This window comes from Rhizobium sp. NZLR1 (assembly GCF_017357385.1).
GTDB lineage: Bacteria > Pseudomonadota > Alphaproteobacteria > Rhizobiales > Rhizobiaceae > Rhizobium.
The window spans coordinates 3,677,501-3,694,383 of the sequence record NZ_CP071632.1 but is presented as its reverse complement, the minus strand read 5'-3'; the positions used below and the strand labels follow the sequence as shown (position 1 = coordinate 3,694,383).

Below are 16,883 nucleotides of genomic sequence, written 5' to 3'. Positions count from 1 at the left end.
ATCTCACCCGAACCGCTTGAGGCTGGCCGCGCCGGCAACCGGCAGGTCGAAGGCGAGCGCGCTGCCGATCTCATGCGGCGGCAGACCGGCATCAATCTCGGCCTTGATCGGGCCGAGCGCGGTATCGAGGAGATATTCGCGTGTGTTGCCTGCGAAAGACGTGCCGCGCACGGTGCCTTGAAAGGTGCCCGAGCCGAGGATCACTTTGCGTGGCCGCCAGGCGAGGCCCGCCGCAGCTTGCGGTGCGGGGCCGGAAAGGGCGATCGGGCCGTTCGTTGTCACAAGCTTTCCATCCTTCAGCGGGAAGACATTCTCGAAGCCGACGAAATCGGCGACGAAGGCAGAGGCCGGATTGTTGTAGATCTCTTCCGGCGTGCCGATTTGTTCGATGCCCCCGTTCAACATCACGACGATGCGGTCGGCAAGCGCCAAGGCCTCCACCTGGTCGTGGGTGACGAAGATCATGGTGACGCCGGTCTCCTTCTGTACCCGCTGCAATTCGGCGCGCATCTCAAGGCGAAGGCGGGCGTCGAGATTGGAAAGCGGCTCGTCGAGCAGCAGAACTTTCGGCTCCATCACCATCGAGCGGGCGAGCGCCACGCGCTGCTGCTGGCCGCCGGAGAGTTCGGCGGGCTTGCGGCGGGCGAAAGCCGACAGGCCGACCGATTTCAAGCCGGAGGCGACACGGGCGTCGAGATCTGCGCCCGAGATACCCTTGAGGCGCAAACCGAAGGCGACGTTCTCATAAACCGTCAGATGCGGGAAAAGCGCGTAGGACTGGAAGACGAGCCCGACGGCGCGCTTGTTGGCCGAGACGCGGGTGATATCGGCTCCATCGAGGCTGATACGGCCGGAGGTAGGCCTCAGCAGACCGGCGATCGCCCGCATCGTCGTCGTCTTGCCGCAGCCTGAGGGGCCGAGAAGGGCAACGAGCTCGCCCTTGCCGATCGTAAGGTCGAGATTGCTGACCGCGACCGTGTCGCCATAGGTAAGCGTCAGCTTGTCGAGTTGAAGATAGGCATCAGACATAGCGCGAGAATCCCAGGAAACGTTCGGCGAGGAAGACGATGCCCATCGAGAGAAAGGCGAGGAGGGCGGAAAGCGCCGCGATCGACGGGTCGTAGGTGGTTTCCATGTAACCCAGCATGTCGATCGGCAGCGTGTGGACGCCGGGACCGGAAAGGAAGAGCGAGACGGGCACCTGATTGAAGCTGGTGACGAAGCCGAGGATGAAGGCGGCAAGGATGCCGCCGCGGATATTCGGCATCACCACGCGGAAAAAAGCGCCGAGTCTGGAGGAGCCGAGCAGGACGGCGGCCTCCTCGATGTCCGAGCGCAGATTGTCGAGGCTCGCCGAGACGACGCGCACGGCATAGGGCAGTACGAGGGCCGTATGGGCGAAGAAGAGTGCCAGCGTGATGTCGAAACCGAAGGGCACGACGAGATAACGCAGCAGCGACAGGCCGACGATGATGCCCGGCACGATAATCGGCAGCGAGACGATGGTGCGGACGGTCTCGGCCGCGGGCAGCCGGTAGCGGGAGAGCGCGTAGGCGGCCGGGATGCCGAGGACGAGGGCGGCGAGCGTTCCGAACACGGCGAGGAACATCGACATGGCGAAGCTGTCGCGGAAACTCTCGACGGTGAACACCTTCATGACCCACCGCAGCGACAGGCCTTGTGGCGGAAAGGCCAGCGTATCGCCGGCCGATAACGAAGCGGCAATGATGATCAGGAACGGACCGATCAGAAAGACCAGCAGCAGGAAAAGCACGATGGGCGAAAACAGGCGGAGGCTCATCGGCGGTTCCTCGCCGTCGCAAGACGTTTCAGCAGGATGTTGGCCGCAAAGCTCATGATGATCAGAATGAAGGCAATGACGCTTGCCGAGACGAAATCATTGGCGACGGAAACCTGCTGATACAGCAGCGTTTCCAGCATCAGCACCTTTGAACCGCCAAGCACGGCCGGGGTGATGTAGGCGGTCAGCGATCCGGTGAAGACAAGCGTGCCGCCGACGACGAGGCCTTCCGTGGTCAGCGGCAGGATGACCTTCCAGAAGACCTGGAACCAGTTGGCGCCAAGCACGCGGGCGGCGGGGATCGCATCCTTCGGCATGTTCTCGAGGGAGCTGATCAGCGACAGGATCATCAAAGGCAGAAAGAGTTGCAAGAGACCGATGAAGACGGCGGTTTCGGTGAACAGCAGCCGCAGCGGCTCGGCGCTGAGACCCAGGCGCGCTATCGCCTGGTTGACGATCCCGGTGCGGCCGAGAATGACGATCCAGGCATAGGTGCGCGCCACCGGAGAGATCATCAGCGGCAAGGTGACTAGGCCGATCATACGGCCCTTGCCATTCGGCGGCAGGTGGACGATGGCGAAGGCTGCGGCATAACCGATGACCGCCGAGACAGCTGTGACTTCGAGGCCGAGCCGGAAGCTGCGCAGGAAAACGGTGCGGTTCAGCGCCTCAGAGAAGAAACCGGCATAGGCCGACAGCGTCCAGCCGCCGCCGGCATGGAAGCCCTCCGACAGCAGGATCGCGACGGGCAGCAGGAAGACCAGGGTCGCAAAGACGGCTGCCGGCAGGGCAAGCGCCAGGGCTTCTGCGCGGTTCTGGAACATGAGGCGCCTTTCGAGCGGACAGAGGATTGTCCCGGCAGAGGAGCCGGGACCGGTTCTCAGACAGGCCTTATTGGCCGACCTTTTCGTTCCATGTCTTCAGCCAGCCGGCGCGGTTGTCGAGGGCGACGGCGGAGGGGATCAGCTTGAGGCTCTTGGCGGTTTCCTCGCCATAGGTAAGGTTGTTGGCTGCTGCCTCGGAAAGCTTGACCTCGCGGTTGGCGGGGCTGTCGATCAGCTTTTCGGCGAGCTTGGTCTGGATATCGGTCGAGAGCCAGAAATCCATGAACTGCAAAGCGAGGTCCTGGTTCTTCGAACCCTTGGTCAGCACCAACACATTCATGCCGCCGGTCTGGCCCTCCTTCGGTGTCGCCCAGGCGACCGGCACGTCGAGCTTGGTGAAGCCGGCCCAGGAGAAACGGCCGATCGGGGCTGCCCAGATCTCCTCCTGCTGCATCAGCTGCACCAGTTGCGAGGATTTTTCATAGAAGGTGACGACCTCGTCCTTCTTTTCGCCCAGCGCCTCGATGGGTCCCTTCAGATCGGGCGTATCCTTACCAAGGGCCAAGCCCAGCATGTAGAGCGCCGGCGGGCCCTGATTGGTGGTCACGTTCGGAAAGGCTACGTGCCCGACATATTCCGGCTTCAAGAGATCGTTCCAGGAATCGATCTTCATCTTGTCGGACCGATAGGCGATCGAGGTGGCATAGAAGGTATAACCGACGCTCATGCCGTCGCCATTCGGGTCCTTGGCGACGTCGTAGAGTTTGGCAAAATTGGGGAGCTTGGCGGTGTCGATCTTGTCGATCAGGCCGGCGCGCGAGGCGGCCAGCGCATCGGCCATGGAAACGGCGGCAAGATCTATGACGGGATTGGCCTTGTTGGCTTCCAGCTTGGCCAGACGCTCGACGCTGTTGCCGGTCTCGACCACCAGCTTGCAGCCGCATTTGGCCTCGAAGGGATCGTAGACCAGCGTCTTGAAATCGTCTTGTGCAAAGGCATAGACGGAAATGGTCAGCGTGCGATCGGCTGCGGCCGCTCCAAGCGGAGACAGGGCAGCGAGCGCTGCCGAGGCAATGAGAGCTTTTTTCATCTTACGTGTTCTCCATCTCTGAGGTTTTTGGTGCCGGGTGCGCAGGCCCGGATGATTGGCGGACGATCAGCTGCATCGCGACGCGATTGATCTCGGCGGTAACCAGCATGCCTTGCCGCATGCTGCTTTTTCTTATGGTATCCACCAGCGCCGACACGGCAATCCCGGCAATAGCGTCCATATCCATACGAACCGTCGTCAGCGACGGCGTGACGACCGGCGACCAAATGAGGTCGTCGAAGCCGGTGACGCTGACGTCGGCCGGAATGTTGATGCCGGCCTGCTGCAGCTCCGTCAGCGCGCGCAGCGCCTGCAGGTCGGAGAGTGCTGCGAAGGCGGTGAACCCCTGCCTGACTTTTTCGGCGAGACCGAGCGGGCAGCCGCTGCCGCCATCCTGCTCCAGTCTCTCGATCCACAGTGTTTCCGAATGCATGCCCGGGCGCATGCCGGAGCGGATGCCGCCGGCGCGGTCATTCTGGACGTTGGATTCCTGATTGTTGCCGATGATGAGGATGCGGCGATGGCCGAGGCTGGCGAGATGGCCGGCGATTTCGCACCCGCCCTGCCAATGGTCGGCGGCAACGGTATTGCCTGGCGTCGACGCGGTGTCGATAACGGCGACCGGGCAGGCGGCGGCGGAAATGCGAGTGGCGCGGCGGGGAATGATGACCATGCCGTCGACGCCGCGCTCGACCAGCCGATTGATCGCCTCGGTCTGCTTGGCGACATCGCCGCGGGAATCGGCGATCAGCACGCCGTAACCGGCGGCGGAAGCGGCGAATTCGATCGCCTGGGCAATTTTCGGGAACAGCGGATTGGCGATATCGGGCAGCACCAGGCCGAGAACGCCGCTGCGGCCGGTCCTCAGGGCCCGCCCGGCCTGGCTCGGGACATAACCGAGTTCGGCCGCATGCTCGCGGATCCTTTCAACCAGTTGGCCGGATACCCGACCCTTGCCGGACAACGCATTGGAGACCGTGGCGACGGAAACGCCGAGCGACGTTGCTATCCTGCTGAGGTTCGGTCCCGAACGCGATGAAGCCATGATCGACGGCGCTCTTGATTAATCGTTTAATCAAGCTCTACCTCAGCTCTTTTCGCTTGTCGATTCCCAATTCATCTTATGTGAGTTATCCGGATACAAAATTTGGTCGACATGAAAAAAGCCCCGCGAGACGATCGCGGGGCTCTGTACGTCAGACGGCACAAGGCGGCCGATCAGGTTTTCGCGGGCTTCACCACGACAGTGGTGTTGGCTACGGTCGTCTTGCCGCCGGGGGCAAAGCCGCCGCCGACCGCGACGTTCAGCGAGACATAGTCCTTGGCCATCTGCTGGACGGCTGCGGCAAGGCTTGCTTGGGCAAGCGAAACCTGGCGCTGGGCGTCGAGAACGTCGAGCAGCGAGGAAGCGCCGTCCTTGTAGGATGCTGTGGAAAGTTCGAGCGTCTCTTGCGTGGTCTTTACCTGTGCCTGGAGTGCCGAGACCGTGCGGGCGTCACGCCGGACGGCCGAAAGCGCGTTCTCGACCTGTTCGATCGCGGTCAGCACGGTCGATTTCCAGTTGAGATAGGCCGTAGCAGCATCCGACTGTGCCGATTTGACGTTGGCGCGCAGGCGGCCGCCATCGAGAATCGGCAGGTTGAGGGTCGGGCCGAAGGACCAGGGCGACAGGCCGCCATGGATGCCGCGCTGATTAATATAGGCCGGCGAAATCGAGCCGCTGAGCGAGATGCTTGGATAAAGCTGCGCCTGGGCAACGCCGATATTGGCCGTTGCGGCAGCGAGGTCACGTTCCGCTACGCGAATATCAGGACGGTTACGGATCAGGTCCGCGGGGATGCCGGAGGTGATGCTGCCGCGGAACACAGGCTGACCGGCGCCCCTTAGCAGCTCATCGACGAGAGCTGATGCCGGCAGGCCGAGCAACGTGGCGATGTGATGGGCGGAAATGCGGATATTGGTTTCGAGGCCGGGAATTTCGGCGAGCGTCGACTGTACCAAGCCTTCCGCCTGAACGACGTCGAGACGCGAGGCGGCACCAGCTTCAAGCTGGAATTTGGTGAGTTCGTAGGTCTCCTGGCGAGACTTCAGGTTAGCCTTGGAAAGCGCCAGGCGCTGCTGGAAATAGCGGACGTCGATATAACTCGAGACCATGTCCTGCACGAGAGTGAGCTTGGCAACGTCCGCGGATGCGTAAGCGGAATCGAGCGAAGCGAGAGCGCCTTCCGTGCTGCGTTTGTAGAGGCCGAAGATATCGAGCAGCCAGCTCAGCTGTGCTTCGCCGCCGCTGGTGTTGCGTGTGTCAAACTGCGTGCGCAGCTCACCGCTCTGGCCGCTGACCGTGTGCGAGGCGTCGACTGTCAGGTTCGGCAAGCCGCCGGCTCCTGCTACGGTGACGTTGGCGGAAGCCGCATTGATACGTTCGATCGCCTGCTGGATTGACAGGTTCTGGTCGAGGCCGCTCTGGACATAGCCGTCCAGCTTGCGGTCGTTGAACGCATTCCACCAGGCCACAGTGGTGACATCGCCATCGCTCTTGGTGTTGCCCTCTCCGAATTTGGCGGGCAGTGGCATCTCAGGAGGAACATGATCCGGGCCAACAACGCAGCCCGACAACAATAACAATAATGCCGGTGTGGCAATACGAAGAGATACCATTCATTTCTTCCTGTACTCGAGCAAGTCAATTCTTGTCCGAAGCTTCATGCTTCACTAACGGCCGTCGCGCCTCGCCCTACCAAAAAACACCATGCCGAAGCAGTCGGCCGCAATGTAGCAACGAGAACCGCATTATCACAGTGCATTTATATCACACTCCCGCCGCATTTTTTCCGCGTGTGGCAAAGATGCGTCGAATGACGACAAAGAAGGACGGTACGAAGAAGATTCCGAGCATCGTCGCCGCGAGCATGCCGCCGAGAACGCCGATACCGATGGCGTTTTGTGCCGCCGAACCCGCGCCTGTCGCGATCGCCAGCGGCACGACGCCCAGAATGAAGGCAAGCGAGGTCATGATGATCGGCCGCAGGCGCAATCTCGCTGCTTCCAGCGTCGCTTCGTAGAGGCCCATGCCGCTTTCCATGCGGTCCTTGGCGAATTCGACGATCAGGATCGCGTTTTTTGCCGCCAGGCCGATGGTTGTGAGCAGGCCGACCTTGAAATAGACGTCGTTGGCCTGACCGAACAAGGTTGCTGCCGTCAGCGCCCCGAGAATACCGACAGGCACCGCCATGATCACCGAGAAGGGGATCGACCAGCTTTCGTAGAGTGCTGCAAGGCAGAGGAAGACGACGAGAACGGAGATCGCATAGAGCATCGGCGCCTGCGAACCGGAAAGGCGCTCTTGATAGGAAATGCCCTGCCAGGCGACGGTATAACCGCCGCCAAGCTGTTCGGTCAGCGCTTCCATTTCGTTCATTGCATCGCCGGAAGAAATCCCGGGTGCGGAAGCTCCGTCGAGCGGAATGGCGCTGACGGCGTTGAAGCGGGCAAGCGAGGGCGCACCTTTCACCCACTCAGTCCGGGTAAAGGCGGAGAATGGCACCATTTCGCCGTCATTGTTGCGTGCGTACCAGTGGTCGAGATCACTCGGCTGCATGCGGAAGGGCGCATCGCCCTCAACGTAGACGGGCTTGATCTCGCCGTTCAGGGTGAAATCGTTGACGTCGCGGCCGGTGAAGATGATCGACAGCATCGAATTGACCGCAGCGATGTCGACGCCCATCGCACCGATCTTTTCCTGATCGAGCACGATTCGCATCTGCGGCTCGACTTCCTTGTTGCTGCTGCGCAGCGCCACGATCTTGCCCGAGGTGTTGCCCATCTGGATCAGCCGCTTGGAGGCGGCCGTCAGGGCGTCATTGCCGTGGCCGCCGGTATCGACGAGATACATGGAGAAGCCGCTCGACACGCCGAGGCCCTGGATCGCCGGCGGCAGAAGCGCGAAAACCTGCGCCTCGCGGATCTTGAAGAAACTGCCAAGCGCACGGTTGACGACTGACTGGGCGCTCAGCACCGGATCGGTACGCTGCGAGAAATCCTTGAGCTTGGTGAAGACGATGGCGCTGTTCTGGCCGGAGCCGTTAAAGCCGAAGCCGAGCGCGCCGAACACGGATTCGACCGCATCCTTCTCATTTTCCCGATAGTACTTCTCGACCTTTTCGACAACCGCCTGGGTCTGCTGAGTGGTCGAGCCCGGCGGCGTGGTGACGATGGTCAGCAGCACGCCCTGGTCCTCCTGCGGCAAGAACGAGCTCGGCAGGCGGGTGAAGAGATAGGCGCAGCCGGCGCCGACGAGCAGGAAGACCAGCATGACGCGTATCGGCCGCTTCAAGAGATAGCCGATGGTGCTGACATAGCCGTTGGTCGAGCGCGTGAAGTTGCGGTTGAACCAGTCGCCGACGCGGTGTTTCCTGTGTTCGCCGACCGGCTTCAGCATCGTGGCGCAAAGTGCGGGCGTCAGCACGAGGGCGACGAGCGCCGACAGCAGCATGGCCGAGACGATGGTGATCGAGAACTGACGATAGATGATGCCGGTCGAACCACCAAAGAAAGCCATCGGAATGAAGACGGCGGTGAGGACGAGGGCGATGCCAACAATGGCGCCGGTGATTTCGCCCATCGACTTTTCCGTCGCCTCGAGCGGCGAAAGCTTCTCTTCGGACATGATGCGTTCGACGTTTTCGACGACGACGATGGCGTCGTCGACGAGAAGGCCGATCGCCAGCACCATCGCGAACATCGTCAACGTATTGATCGAATAGCCGGTGACCGCCAGCACCCCGAAGGTGCCGAGCAGGACGACGGGAACGGCAATCGTCGGGATCAGCGTAGCCCGCAGGTTCTGCAAGAAGATAAGAAGGACCACGAAAACGAGCACGATCGCCTCGATCAGCGTGTGCACCACCTTTTCGATAGACAGCTCGACAAAGGGCGTCGTGTCGTAGGGATAGGTGATTTCCACACCGGCGGGCAGGCCGCGGCCGATGACAGCGAGGGCAGAGCGCACGCGGGCGGCGGTATCGATGGCGTTGGCGCCGATCGCCAGATTGACGGCAAAACCGGTCGAGGGCTGGCCATTGTAGCGCGAATTGCCGCCGTAGCTTTCCTGGCCGATCTCGATGCGCGAGACATCGCCTAAGCGCACCGTCGCGCCATCCTTTTCGACCTTCAGGATGATGTGCTCAAAATCGGCGACGGTGGTCAGCTGACTTTGCGCAGTGATGGTAACGTTGATCTGCTGGCCGGGGATCGCCGGCTGGGCACCGAGCGAACCGACCGAGACCTGGGTGTTCTGCGCCTGGATGGCTGCGGTGACGTCGCTCGGCGTCAACTGGTATTTCAGCAGCTTGAAGGGGTCGAGCCAGACGCGCATGGCGTATCCTGAGCCGAAGACGTTGATGCTGCCGACGCCTTCCAGGCGCTGGATCTGGTCCTCGATCGAGGTCGACACGATGTTGCCGAGGTCGACCGAATTGCGCTTGCCGTCGGTGGAAACGAGCGAGCCGACGAGAAGAATGCTCGAGGTCGAGCGGGTGACGCTGATCCCGGCATCGATGACGTCGCTCGGAAGCTGCGACTGAACCAGCTGCAGCTTGTTCTGCACCTGTACCTGGGCGATATCAGGGTCGGCACTCGTCCCGAAGGTCAGCTGGATGCTGGCCGAACCCGTCGACGAGGTTGAGGTCATATAGGTGAGATCGTCGAGGCCGGTCATGCCGTCCTCGATAATCGTCGTCACCGATTTCTCGACGGTCTCAGCACTCGCGCCCCGATAGGTGGCATTGATACGGACCGTCGTCGGCGCGATGTCGGGATATTGCGAGATCGACAGGGTGGAGATCGCCAGCAGGCCGGCGAGCATGATGGTGATCGCAATGACCCAGGCGAAAATCGGACGTCGGATGAAAAACTTGGCCATCGGTTGTTCCTGTGCGGCTGAGACGGTGACGTAGGGGCTCGAAGCGATTACTTCGCTGCGGGCTTCTGTGCGTCACCGGCCGCGGGCTGCTCGGCAGCCACGACCACGCCGTTGTCGGTGATCTTCATCGGAACCGGCTTCACCGGCATGCCTGAGGTGATCGATTGCAGGCCACTGACGATCAGCTGATCGCCGTCCTTGATGCCTTCGGTCACGAGCCAGGAATTGTTGGAGGGCGAGCTGTTCTCGAAAGCGCGGGTTTCGACCTTGCCATCGGCGGAAACGAACTGTGCCGTCAGCCGGCCATTGGCATCACGGCTCGTCGCCAGCTGCGGCAGCGCATAACCCGCCTCGGCGCCGAGTTCGACGGTTGCCCGGACATACATACCGGGCAGCACGATACGGTCGGGATTTGGAAAGAGTACGCGGATAATGAAGGTGCCTGTGGTCTCACTGACCACCTGCTTCGACATGTCGAGCTTGCCCTGCTGATTGTATTCCTTGCCGTCTTCGAGGATCAGGTGGAAGACGACATTGGCGGCGCCCTTGATGTCGCCGGCGGCCACCGCATCGCGCAGCTTCAGCAGGTTGGTGCTCGATTCCGTCAGCGAGATATAGATCGGGTCAAGTTGGCGGATCGTCGTCAGCGCCGTCGTCTGATTGGCTGAAACGACGTTGCCGACATTATAGGCCGTCTGGTCGCTGATGCCGTCGAAGGGCGCGATGATTCTGGTGTGGTCGAGATCGATCTGTGCGGCGGACAGCGCTGCCTTTGCCGACTCGACTTCGGCCTTGGCCTGGAGAAGTGTCGTCTTGGCTGTTTCGAATTCGATCTGGGTGGCGCCGCTGCCGACGAGGCGCTGGTAGCGGTCGAGATTGCTTTCAGCGCTCGGCACACTCGCCTCGGCTTTGGAGATTGCTGCCTTCGCCTGCTCGACGGCAGCGATATAGGGCGCATCCTCGATCTGGTAGAGAAGATCGCCCTTCTTGATCTCGCCGCCTTCTTTAAAGGCGATCTCGCGGATGAGACCGCTCACCTGCGGCCGGATATCGGCCGTCTGGAAGGTCTCGGCGCGGCCGGGAAGGATCGTGGTAATCGGGAAACTACCCTTTTTCAGCGTGATCACACCGACGGGCGAGGCCTGCTGGGCCGCGCCGGCACCTGCATTGCCGGCGGGCTTGCTGGCGTTATCGCTGCAGGCTGCGAGCAATGCGCCGAACGCCAGCGCCGAGGAGATGAGGAGGGCACGCCGTATCATTCTGAATTCCCTGTGCGGTGGCAATGGCCGTTCGATCCACGGGCTCGGCTCAGCCGAGCGCAGGCTTATAAGCGTCAGGACTGGTTCGGCATTCAAATGCCATCATCCGAATTTAACAAAAGCTTTACGAAGTGACGTAAGTCAGCAATCGTCACTTAGCAAGCGTTATTTTGCAGTGCGGCATCGACGAAGCCCACGATGTGCTCGGCGCGGTGTACGAGTGTTTCCTTGTCGTCGCGGGCGATCAGGATAGGGTGCAGCACGCAGGCGAGCACGTCTGCGACGGTGCGTGCCGCGCTCTCGGGATCGCGGCAATGATAACGTCCCTCCGCCATTCCTTCGCGGATGATCTCACCGAGCTTTTCTTCGATACGGGCGCGATAACGGTTGCCGGCCTCGAGTTTGGCTTCGATTGTCGAAAGCACCATTTCGAAGATGTAAGGGTTCTTCTGGATGTCCTGCAGATGGCCTTCCAGCAGGCGAAGGACGAAGCGAAGCAGTTGCTCCTTCGGCGGCAGGTCCTGGTCGAAGGCTGCGAAACGCTCGGTCGCATTGTCGAGATGGCGCCCGGCGATCGCATCGATCAGCGCGACCTTGGAACGGAAATGCTTGAAGACATTGGCCGGCGACATGTGGAGCGCGCCGGCGATGTCGGCAATCGACACCGCGACATAGCCGCGCTCGCGAAACAGCATCTCCGCCATGGAGAGGATGTCTTCTCGCGTTTCCTCGGCCTTGCGTCTCGGCCTTCTTGCCATCCGTCCCCCGCCGGGCGAGCCCGATCCTTCTTTCGGCTGATGTTAGCGCGATTGCACGAAATGCAGCAAGCCGGTGATTAGCCAGCCGCTTTCGCACGCCGCCATCTCAGAGGAAGTAGGGGGCGAGGTTCTTTCGGACACGGGCAAGCGGCGTCTCGCCACTATCGTCGGGCACAAAGCGCTGGCCGGTGATCGCCTCATACGCCTTGATATAGACGGCCGAGGTCTGCTCAATCAGTTCAGCAGGGATTTCAGGGATCTCATCCTTATAGGGATCGCAGCGCTCGGCCACCCAGGCGCGGACGAAATCCTTGTCGAAACTTTCCGGACGTTTTCCGGCGGAGAAGCTTGCCGGATAGCTTTCGGCAAGCCAGTAGCGGCTGCTGTCGGGCGTGTGGATCTCGTCGGCGAGGATGATATTGCCGTCGCCATCGGTGCCGAATTCATATTTGGTGTCGACCAGAATCAGACCGCGTTTCGCGGCCATCTCCTGGCCGCGGGCGAAGAGCGCAAGCGCGTATCGCGATAGGGTCTGCCACTGCTCCTTGGTCAGAAGGCTACGCGTGACGATTTCGTCAGGGGTCAGCGGCTCATCATGGCCGCCATCGAATTCCTTGCTGGTCGGGGTGATGACGGGTTCGGGCAGGATCTGGTTGTCGCGCATGCCGTCGGGCAGGCGCATGCCGTACATCTCGCGCTCACCCTTCTTATAGAGTGTCAGGATCGACGTGCCGGTGGTGCCAGCGAGATAACCGCGCACGACGATTTCGACCGGCAGGATGTCGAGCCGCGTGCCGATGACGACATTCGCATCGGGATAGTCGAGAACGTGGTTCGGGCAGATATCCCTTGTCGCCTCGAACCAGTAGCGCGCCGTCTGCGTGAGCACCTGGCCCTTATAGGGAATGCAGGTGAGAATGCGGTCGAAAGCGCTCAACCGGTCGGTGCTGATGATAATCCGGCGTCCGTCCGGAAGATCATAATTCTCTCGCACCTTGCCGCGATAATAGTTCGGCAGTTCCGGGAAATGGGCTTCGGAGAGGATTCGCACGGCGCTCGACTGTCCTTGTGATTGGGTGAAGGCTTCCTGTCGTTTCATTGCCGGGAAGTCAAGGTGGCGCCCAAGTATCGCATCACAGCCAGAACAGAGCCAGGAGAAACAAAGCGAGGCCGTAACTTGTAACGGCAAGTGGCCAGCCGGCGCGCAGGAAGTCGCTGAAACGGTAGCCGCCAATGCCCATTGCCAACGTATTGTTATGATGGCCGAAGGGCGTCAGGAAATCGAGCGAGGCGCCGGCTGCGACAGCGATCAGATAGGCGTGCGGCGCATGGTTGCCGGCTTTCGCGAATTCCAATGCGATCGGGGCCAGGACGATTGCGACCGTCGCGTTGTTGACGAAGGGCGTCAGCGCCATCGCGAGGAAGAGGATCAGAGCAATGCCGAAGAGCGGATGGGTGATCGGCACGACGAGGCTCAGCCAGCCGGCGATGGTTTCGGCCGCTCCGGTGGTTGCCACCGCCTGACCGATCGGGATCATTGCCGCCAGCATGATAATGATCGGCCAATTGAGATCGGCCATCGCCTGGCGGATGTTCAGATGATTGAGCAGGGCAAGCACTAGCACGACGCCGGCAAAGGAAACATCAGGACGCAAGCCGGCCGCGGAGGCGGCGATGCCGCAGGCAAAGAGCGCGAAGGGCCGCCAGGAGAGCGAAGCGGGTTCGCTCGAAGCAGCCGAAGCGAGCGGCAGGCACTCGCTTTCTTCAAGCGCTTCGGCGATCGCTATGCGCGGCCCCTCTAACGTCAGTATATCGCCAATCGACAGCTGCAGGTCGAGGAATCGGCCCTCTATGCGCGGCGCGCGCATGGAAAGAGCGGTGACTGCGACGCCGCGACTGTGAAAGATTTCGAGCGAACGGATCCGCGATCCGACCAGCGTGCTTTCCGGCATGACGACGGCTTCGACACGGGTAAAATCCGGCTGCAGGCCGTGCGGATGGGCATCAGCCATCAGCGCCTGCGCGGCGGCAAGGCCGACAAAGACCGTATCGCCGCCTTCGGCAAGCAGCACGTCGCCGGCTTCGATCACCGATTGGTCGAGCGGTCCGAAGACGAAATTGTCGCCACGGATCAGCGCATGCGGCTTGATGCCGAAACGCGGGGGCAATCGGAAAGCCGCACGCCGATCAGCGGCGAAACATCGGGGATGCGACGCTCGACGACGATACGGCGCGTGGCCGGAAAGGTCGTCGCCGGCGCCTCGTCGAGATATGGAAACAGCCGTTGCACGCGAAAGGCGATGATAAAAATGCCGGCGATTGCGACCGGCAGGCCAACATAGGCGAAATCGAAAAAGCGAAAGCTCACGCCGGTCGCTTTAGTGAGCGCATCGCTGACGAGCAGGTTGGCCGGCGTGCCGATCAGCGAAACGAGACCGCCGAGCAGGGCTGCGAATGAGACCGGCATGACGAGCTGGCGGCGGGGGATGGCCAGAGCCGTGCCGAGCCGCAGCGCCACCGGCAGGGTGATCGCAAAGGCACCGATATTGTTCATAAAGATGGAGATGACGCCGGTAAGAGAAGAAATGCCTGATATGACCTGGAAACCCGAGGGGCCCGCGGCCGCGAAACGGGCAGCAAGACCGTCGAAGAGCCTGGCGCGCGCCAGCACCTGGACGATCAGCAGGATCTCGACGACGGTGACGACGACGGGGCTGGCGAAGCCCGTGAAGATCTGATCGGCGGGATAAAGGCCGAGTGCATGGCCGGCAAGCAGACCGGCGATCGAGACCACCTCGATGCGGAAGCGATCGAGTGAGAAGAGAACGAGCATCGCCAGCAGAAGGATCAGCAGGGATGCTTGCTCGAACGTCATGCATGGATCCGGTGTTTCATCGACGAGGCGGACTGTAATCGTTCCTCATGCGCTGTACAGAGGTGCCTTCAGGCAAAGATTGGACAATTCCCATATCTCGCATCAAGCTGGCGAAGCCTGCCACCGGCCCGCTGCGTTCCGCTCCAGAATGGGCGTTGCGAAAACGCCGACGGTGCGCGCGATCCATTGCGGTGCGACGGCCGCAAGGCTCTCGCGCCAGCGCTCCGATTGCAGCATCGCCGCACCGATGGCGGCGGGTTCGATGCCGCAGGCCGTCAGCAGGTGAAGACCGGCGGCGATCGAGGCGCCGCTGGAAATGACGTCATCAATCAGAGCGACGCGCCGTCCGGTCAGCAGCGGCAGCATTCGCGGATCGATATAGAGCCGTTTCGGTTGCGTCGGCGTGGTGATCGAGGACAAGGCAACGGAGAGCTCGTCGCGGTACCAGAATTTGCGCGAGGTACCGAGCGGAACGTACCTGCTATGACCGAGCTTCTGGGCCACGGCGGCGGCAAGCGTCAGGCCAAGCGTCGGCAGGCCGGCGACAACATCGATGCGCATGGGCCTGATCTTTTCGACGAGGCTTTCGGCGAGCGCATCGAGCACGGCGAAGCTCGCCTGGTTGACGATCAGCGAGGCGAGGGCGTGATCGCCATCTGCCAGTATGCGGATCGGCAGGCGAAGTTGGCGGCCATCCTCCAGCGCGGCGACATAAAAGGAGGTGAATTCCTGGTCGTCGGGAAAGGTGCCGGGAAGATGAATCTCCTGCCAGAAATCATGCGGCGCCATCGCCATCACATCGGTCAATTGCGTCTCGACCTTTCCACACCGGTTCTACGACGCAGCACCTGCAGTTCCGCCTCGCTCAGCGGACGCACGGCGCCTTTCGCCAGTTCGCCGAGTTCGAGCCCGCCGATTGCGACGCGCACCAGGCGCAGGCATTCGGTTCCGAGTGCCTCCAGCATGCGGCGGATCTGGCGATTGCGGCCCTCGTCGAGCTCGACCTCGATCCATGAATTCCTGTCACCCTGGCGCAAGCGCCGCGCGGCGGTCGCCGTCAGCAATTCGCCGTTGTCGCGGATGCCCGATGTCATGGCGGCGATACCCTCATCGTCCATGACGCCGCCGATCTGGACATGGTAGGTCTTCGTGACATGGGTGATCGGATCGAGCAGGATCTGGGCGAATTCGGTGTCGTTGGTGAACAGCAGCAGCCCCTCGCTTGCCTTGTCGAGCCGGCCGACGGGGGAGAGATGCGGGATGTCAAAATCCCGGAGGCAATCATAGACCGTCGGCCTGCCTTCGGGATCATGGCGGGTCGTGACGAGACCGCGGGGCTTGTTGAGCATCAGATAGATTTTCGCCTCTGCAGCGACAACGAGCCCGTCGACGCTGATCCGCGCAGTTGCAAGATCAACCCATGCGGCGATATCGGTGATGGTGCGGCCGTCGACGGCGACGCGGTTTTCGGCAATCAGCCGTTCGGCCTGCGTTCGGGAGCAATAACCGAGCTTGGAGAGGGCGCGGGGAAGAGTGACCCGTTTACCTGCAGCGCTATCGGCGGGCTTTGTCCGCTCACGCGTCTTATGCGGTGGGCGCCGCTCCCTCATCTGACGTCCTTGTCTTGCCTCGTGCCCTCTCTTGGCATGAACGGCGCACGGATACCAGCGACGCAAAGAAAAACGGAGGGAATGAAATGCCGCAAAAGGCCTCAGCGCTTAAGGGCAAAGCGCCGTGGGGGGCTTGCTGGGATCTGACCGCCTCAGCGGCAGACCATGAAGCCGGCCAGTTCCTTGCGGCTGACGACGATGCCGGCGGCGGCCTTGACCGGGTCCGGATGTGTGTATGACAGGCTTGGCATTTCCGGCAGGTCGAGTGCCTGGCGCATATTCATGATGCCGACGGCGTGACGACCATTGGCGCCGTCGACGCTGACTTCGATGATGCAGTTGGCCCTCTTGTTTTCCATGGTAGTCCTCCCTTCGTTTTTTATGTTCCCATAGCTGGCATTAAAAATTGGTTTTTGTAAGACATAAGCGTTTACGCACCCGACCGAAAGACAGATCGGCGGGTGCGTAAAGAACCGGTTGATGCGTGGATGTGGCGACTTAGCGCCACCATTGCCGAGGTTGCGGCTGTTGACTGCCGGACAGCAGATATCCGGCGAGGAATCCGATGGCGCCTGCAAGCGCCAGCGCGGTGGTCGTTGCGGCCGGATGCTCGCGGGCGGCGTCGGCGGCAGCGACGCCTTCAGCCTTGATTTGTGCGACGGCGTTCTTTGCCCGGGGCAGGGCTTCTTCATAAGCCTTGCCGGCGCGGCCGCGCACTTCGTAATAGGCTTCGGCGCCTTGAGCGG

The 16,883-nt window shown here is 61.7% G+C and carries 14 protein-coding genes and 1 pseudogene (1 of these 15 cut by a window edge); all 15 read right to left on the bottom strand.

Annotated features, from left to right (window positions below; translation table 11 throughout):
• Positions 1–3 precede the first annotated feature (3 nt).
• Entirely contained in the window at positions 4–1,029 is a 1,026-nt protein-coding gene (locus tag J3O30_RS18240) for an ABC transporter ATP-binding protein (protein WP_207581628.1), read from the bottom strand.
• Complete coding sequence (locus J3O30_RS18235; protein ID WP_207581627.1) at positions 1,022–1,801, bottom strand: ABC transporter permease; 780 nt, start codon at positions 1,799–1,801, stop codon at positions 1,022–1,024. The genes J3O30_RS18240 and J3O30_RS18235 overlap by 8 nt, the downstream gene beginning before the upstream one ends.
• Complete coding sequence (locus J3O30_RS18230) at positions 1,798–2,625, bottom strand: ABC transporter permease (RefSeq protein WP_207581626.1); 828 nt, start codon at positions 2,623–2,625, stop codon at positions 1,798–1,800. Before J3O30_RS18230 ends, J3O30_RS18235 begins: the two co-directional genes overlap by 4 nt.
• A 67-nt stretch (positions 2,626–2,692) precedes the next feature.
• Entirely contained in the window at positions 2,693–3,715 is a 1,023-nt protein-coding gene (locus J3O30_RS18225; protein ID WP_207581625.1) for an ABC transporter substrate-binding protein, read from the bottom strand.
• Position 3,716: 1 nt separating this feature from the next.
• On the bottom strand, positions 3,717–4,760 hold the full coding sequence (locus J3O30_RS18220) for a LacI family DNA-binding transcriptional regulator (protein ID WP_207581624.1): 1,044 nt from the start codon (positions 4,758–4,760) through the stop codon (positions 3,717–3,719).
• 173 nt (positions 4,761–4,933) lie between these two features.
• Positions 4,934–6,373, bottom strand: a complete 1,440-nt coding sequence (locus J3O30_RS18215; RefSeq protein WP_207581623.1) for an efflux transporter outer membrane subunit — start codon at positions 6,371–6,373, stop codon at positions 4,934–4,936.
• A gap of 151 nt (positions 6,374–6,524) precedes the next feature.
• Positions 6,525–9,635, bottom strand: coding sequence for an efflux RND transporter permease subunit (locus J3O30_RS18210; RefSeq protein ID WP_207581622.1), 3,111 nt, complete (start codon positions 9,633–9,635; stop codon positions 6,525–6,527).
• Positions 9,636–9,682: 47 nt separating this feature from the next.
• Entirely contained in the window at positions 9,683–10,894 is a 1,212-nt protein-coding gene (locus tag J3O30_RS18205; protein WP_207581621.1) for an efflux RND transporter periplasmic adaptor subunit, read from the bottom strand.
• A gap of 155 nt (positions 10,895–11,049) precedes the next feature.
• The gene (locus J3O30_RS18200; protein WP_207581620.1) at positions 11,050–11,652 is read right to left on the bottom strand and encodes a TetR family transcriptional regulator; all 603 of its coding nucleotides are present in this window, start codon (positions 11,650–11,652) and stop codon (positions 11,050–11,052) included.
• A gap of 106 nt (positions 11,653–11,758) precedes the next feature.
• Positions 11,759–12,703 (bottom strand): phosphoribosylaminoimidazolesuccinocarboxamide synthase, encoded by a 945-nt coding sequence (locus J3O30_RS18195; RefSeq protein WP_207584367.1) that lies wholly within the window; start codon positions 12,701–12,703, stop codon positions 11,759–11,761.
• 82 nt (positions 12,704–12,785) lie between these two features.
• A pseudogene (locus J3O30_RS18190) lies at positions 12,786–14,527 on the bottom strand (SLC13 family permease).
• A 102-nt stretch (positions 14,528–14,629) separates the two neighbouring features.
• The gene (locus J3O30_RS18185) at positions 14,630–15,316 is read right to left on the bottom strand and encodes a phosphoribosyltransferase (RefSeq protein ID WP_207584366.1); all 687 of its coding nucleotides are present in this window, start codon (positions 15,314–15,316) and stop codon (positions 14,630–14,632) included.
• A gap of 14 nt (positions 15,317–15,330) precedes the next feature.
• On the bottom strand, positions 15,331–16,137 hold the full coding sequence (locus tag J3O30_RS18180) for a pseudouridine synthase (RefSeq protein ID WP_207581619.1): 807 nt from the start codon (positions 16,135–16,137) through the stop codon (positions 15,331–15,333).
• Between the two features lie 152 nt (positions 16,138–16,289).
• A complete protein-coding gene (locus J3O30_RS18175) occupies positions 16,290–16,496 on the bottom strand; it encodes a hypothetical protein (protein ID WP_007631295.1) in 207 nt (68 codons plus the stop codon).
• A 139-nt stretch (positions 16,497–16,635) separates the two neighbouring features.
• On the bottom strand, positions 16,636–16,883 hold the 3' portion of the coding sequence (locus J3O30_RS18170; RefSeq protein WP_164007994.1) for a hypothetical protein. The gene runs 91 nt beyond the window's last position; only the last 248 of its 339 coding nucleotides appear in the window; the start codon falls outside the window, past its right edge — the gene reads right to left on this strand; its stop codon occupies positions 16,636–16,638.

Coding starts and splice junctions, on each gene's coding strand:
- J3O30_RS18240 (WP_207581628.1), bottom strand. CDS start 1,029: ATGTCTGATGCCTATCTTCAACTCGACAAGCTGACGCTTACCTATGGC.
- J3O30_RS18225 (WP_207581625.1), bottom strand. CDS start 3,715: ATGAAAAAAGCTCTCATTGCCTCGGCAGCGCTCGCTGCCCTGTCTCCG.
- J3O30_RS18185 (WP_207584366.1), bottom strand. CDS start 15,316: ATGGCGCCGCATGATTTCTGGCAGGAGATTCATCTTCCCGGCACCTTT.
- J3O30_RS18205 (WP_207581621.1), bottom strand. CDS start 10,894: ATGATACGGCGTGCCCTCCTCATCTCCTCGGCGCTGGCGTTCGGCGCA.
- J3O30_RS18230 (WP_207581626.1), bottom strand. CDS start 2,625: ATGTTCCAGAACCGCGCAGAAGCCCTGGCGCTTGCCCTGCCGGCAGCC.
- J3O30_RS18175 (WP_007631295.1), bottom strand. CDS start 16,496: ATGGAAAACAAGAGGGCCAACTGCATCATCGAAGTCAGCGTCGACGGC.
- J3O30_RS18215 (WP_207581623.1), bottom strand. CDS start 6,373: ATGGTATCTCTTCGTATTGCCACACCGGCATTATTGTTATTGTTGTCG.
- J3O30_RS18220 (WP_207581624.1), bottom strand. CDS start 4,760: ATGGCTTCATCGCGTTCGGGACCGAACCTCAGCAGGATAGCAACGTCG.
- J3O30_RS18235 (WP_207581627.1), bottom strand. CDS start 1,801: ATGAGCCTCCGCCTGTTTTCGCCCATCGTGCTTTTCCTGCTGCTGGTC.
- J3O30_RS18180 (WP_207581619.1), bottom strand. CDS start 16,137: ATGAGGGAGCGGCGCCCACCGCATAAGACGCGTGAGCGGACAAAGCCC.
- J3O30_RS18210 (WP_207581622.1), bottom strand. CDS start 9,635: ATGGCCAAGTTTTTCATCCGACGTCCGATTTTCGCCTGGGTCATTGCG.
- J3O30_RS18200 (WP_207581620.1), bottom strand. CDS start 11,652: ATGGCAAGAAGGCCGAGACGCAAGGCCGAGGAAACGCGAGAAGACATC.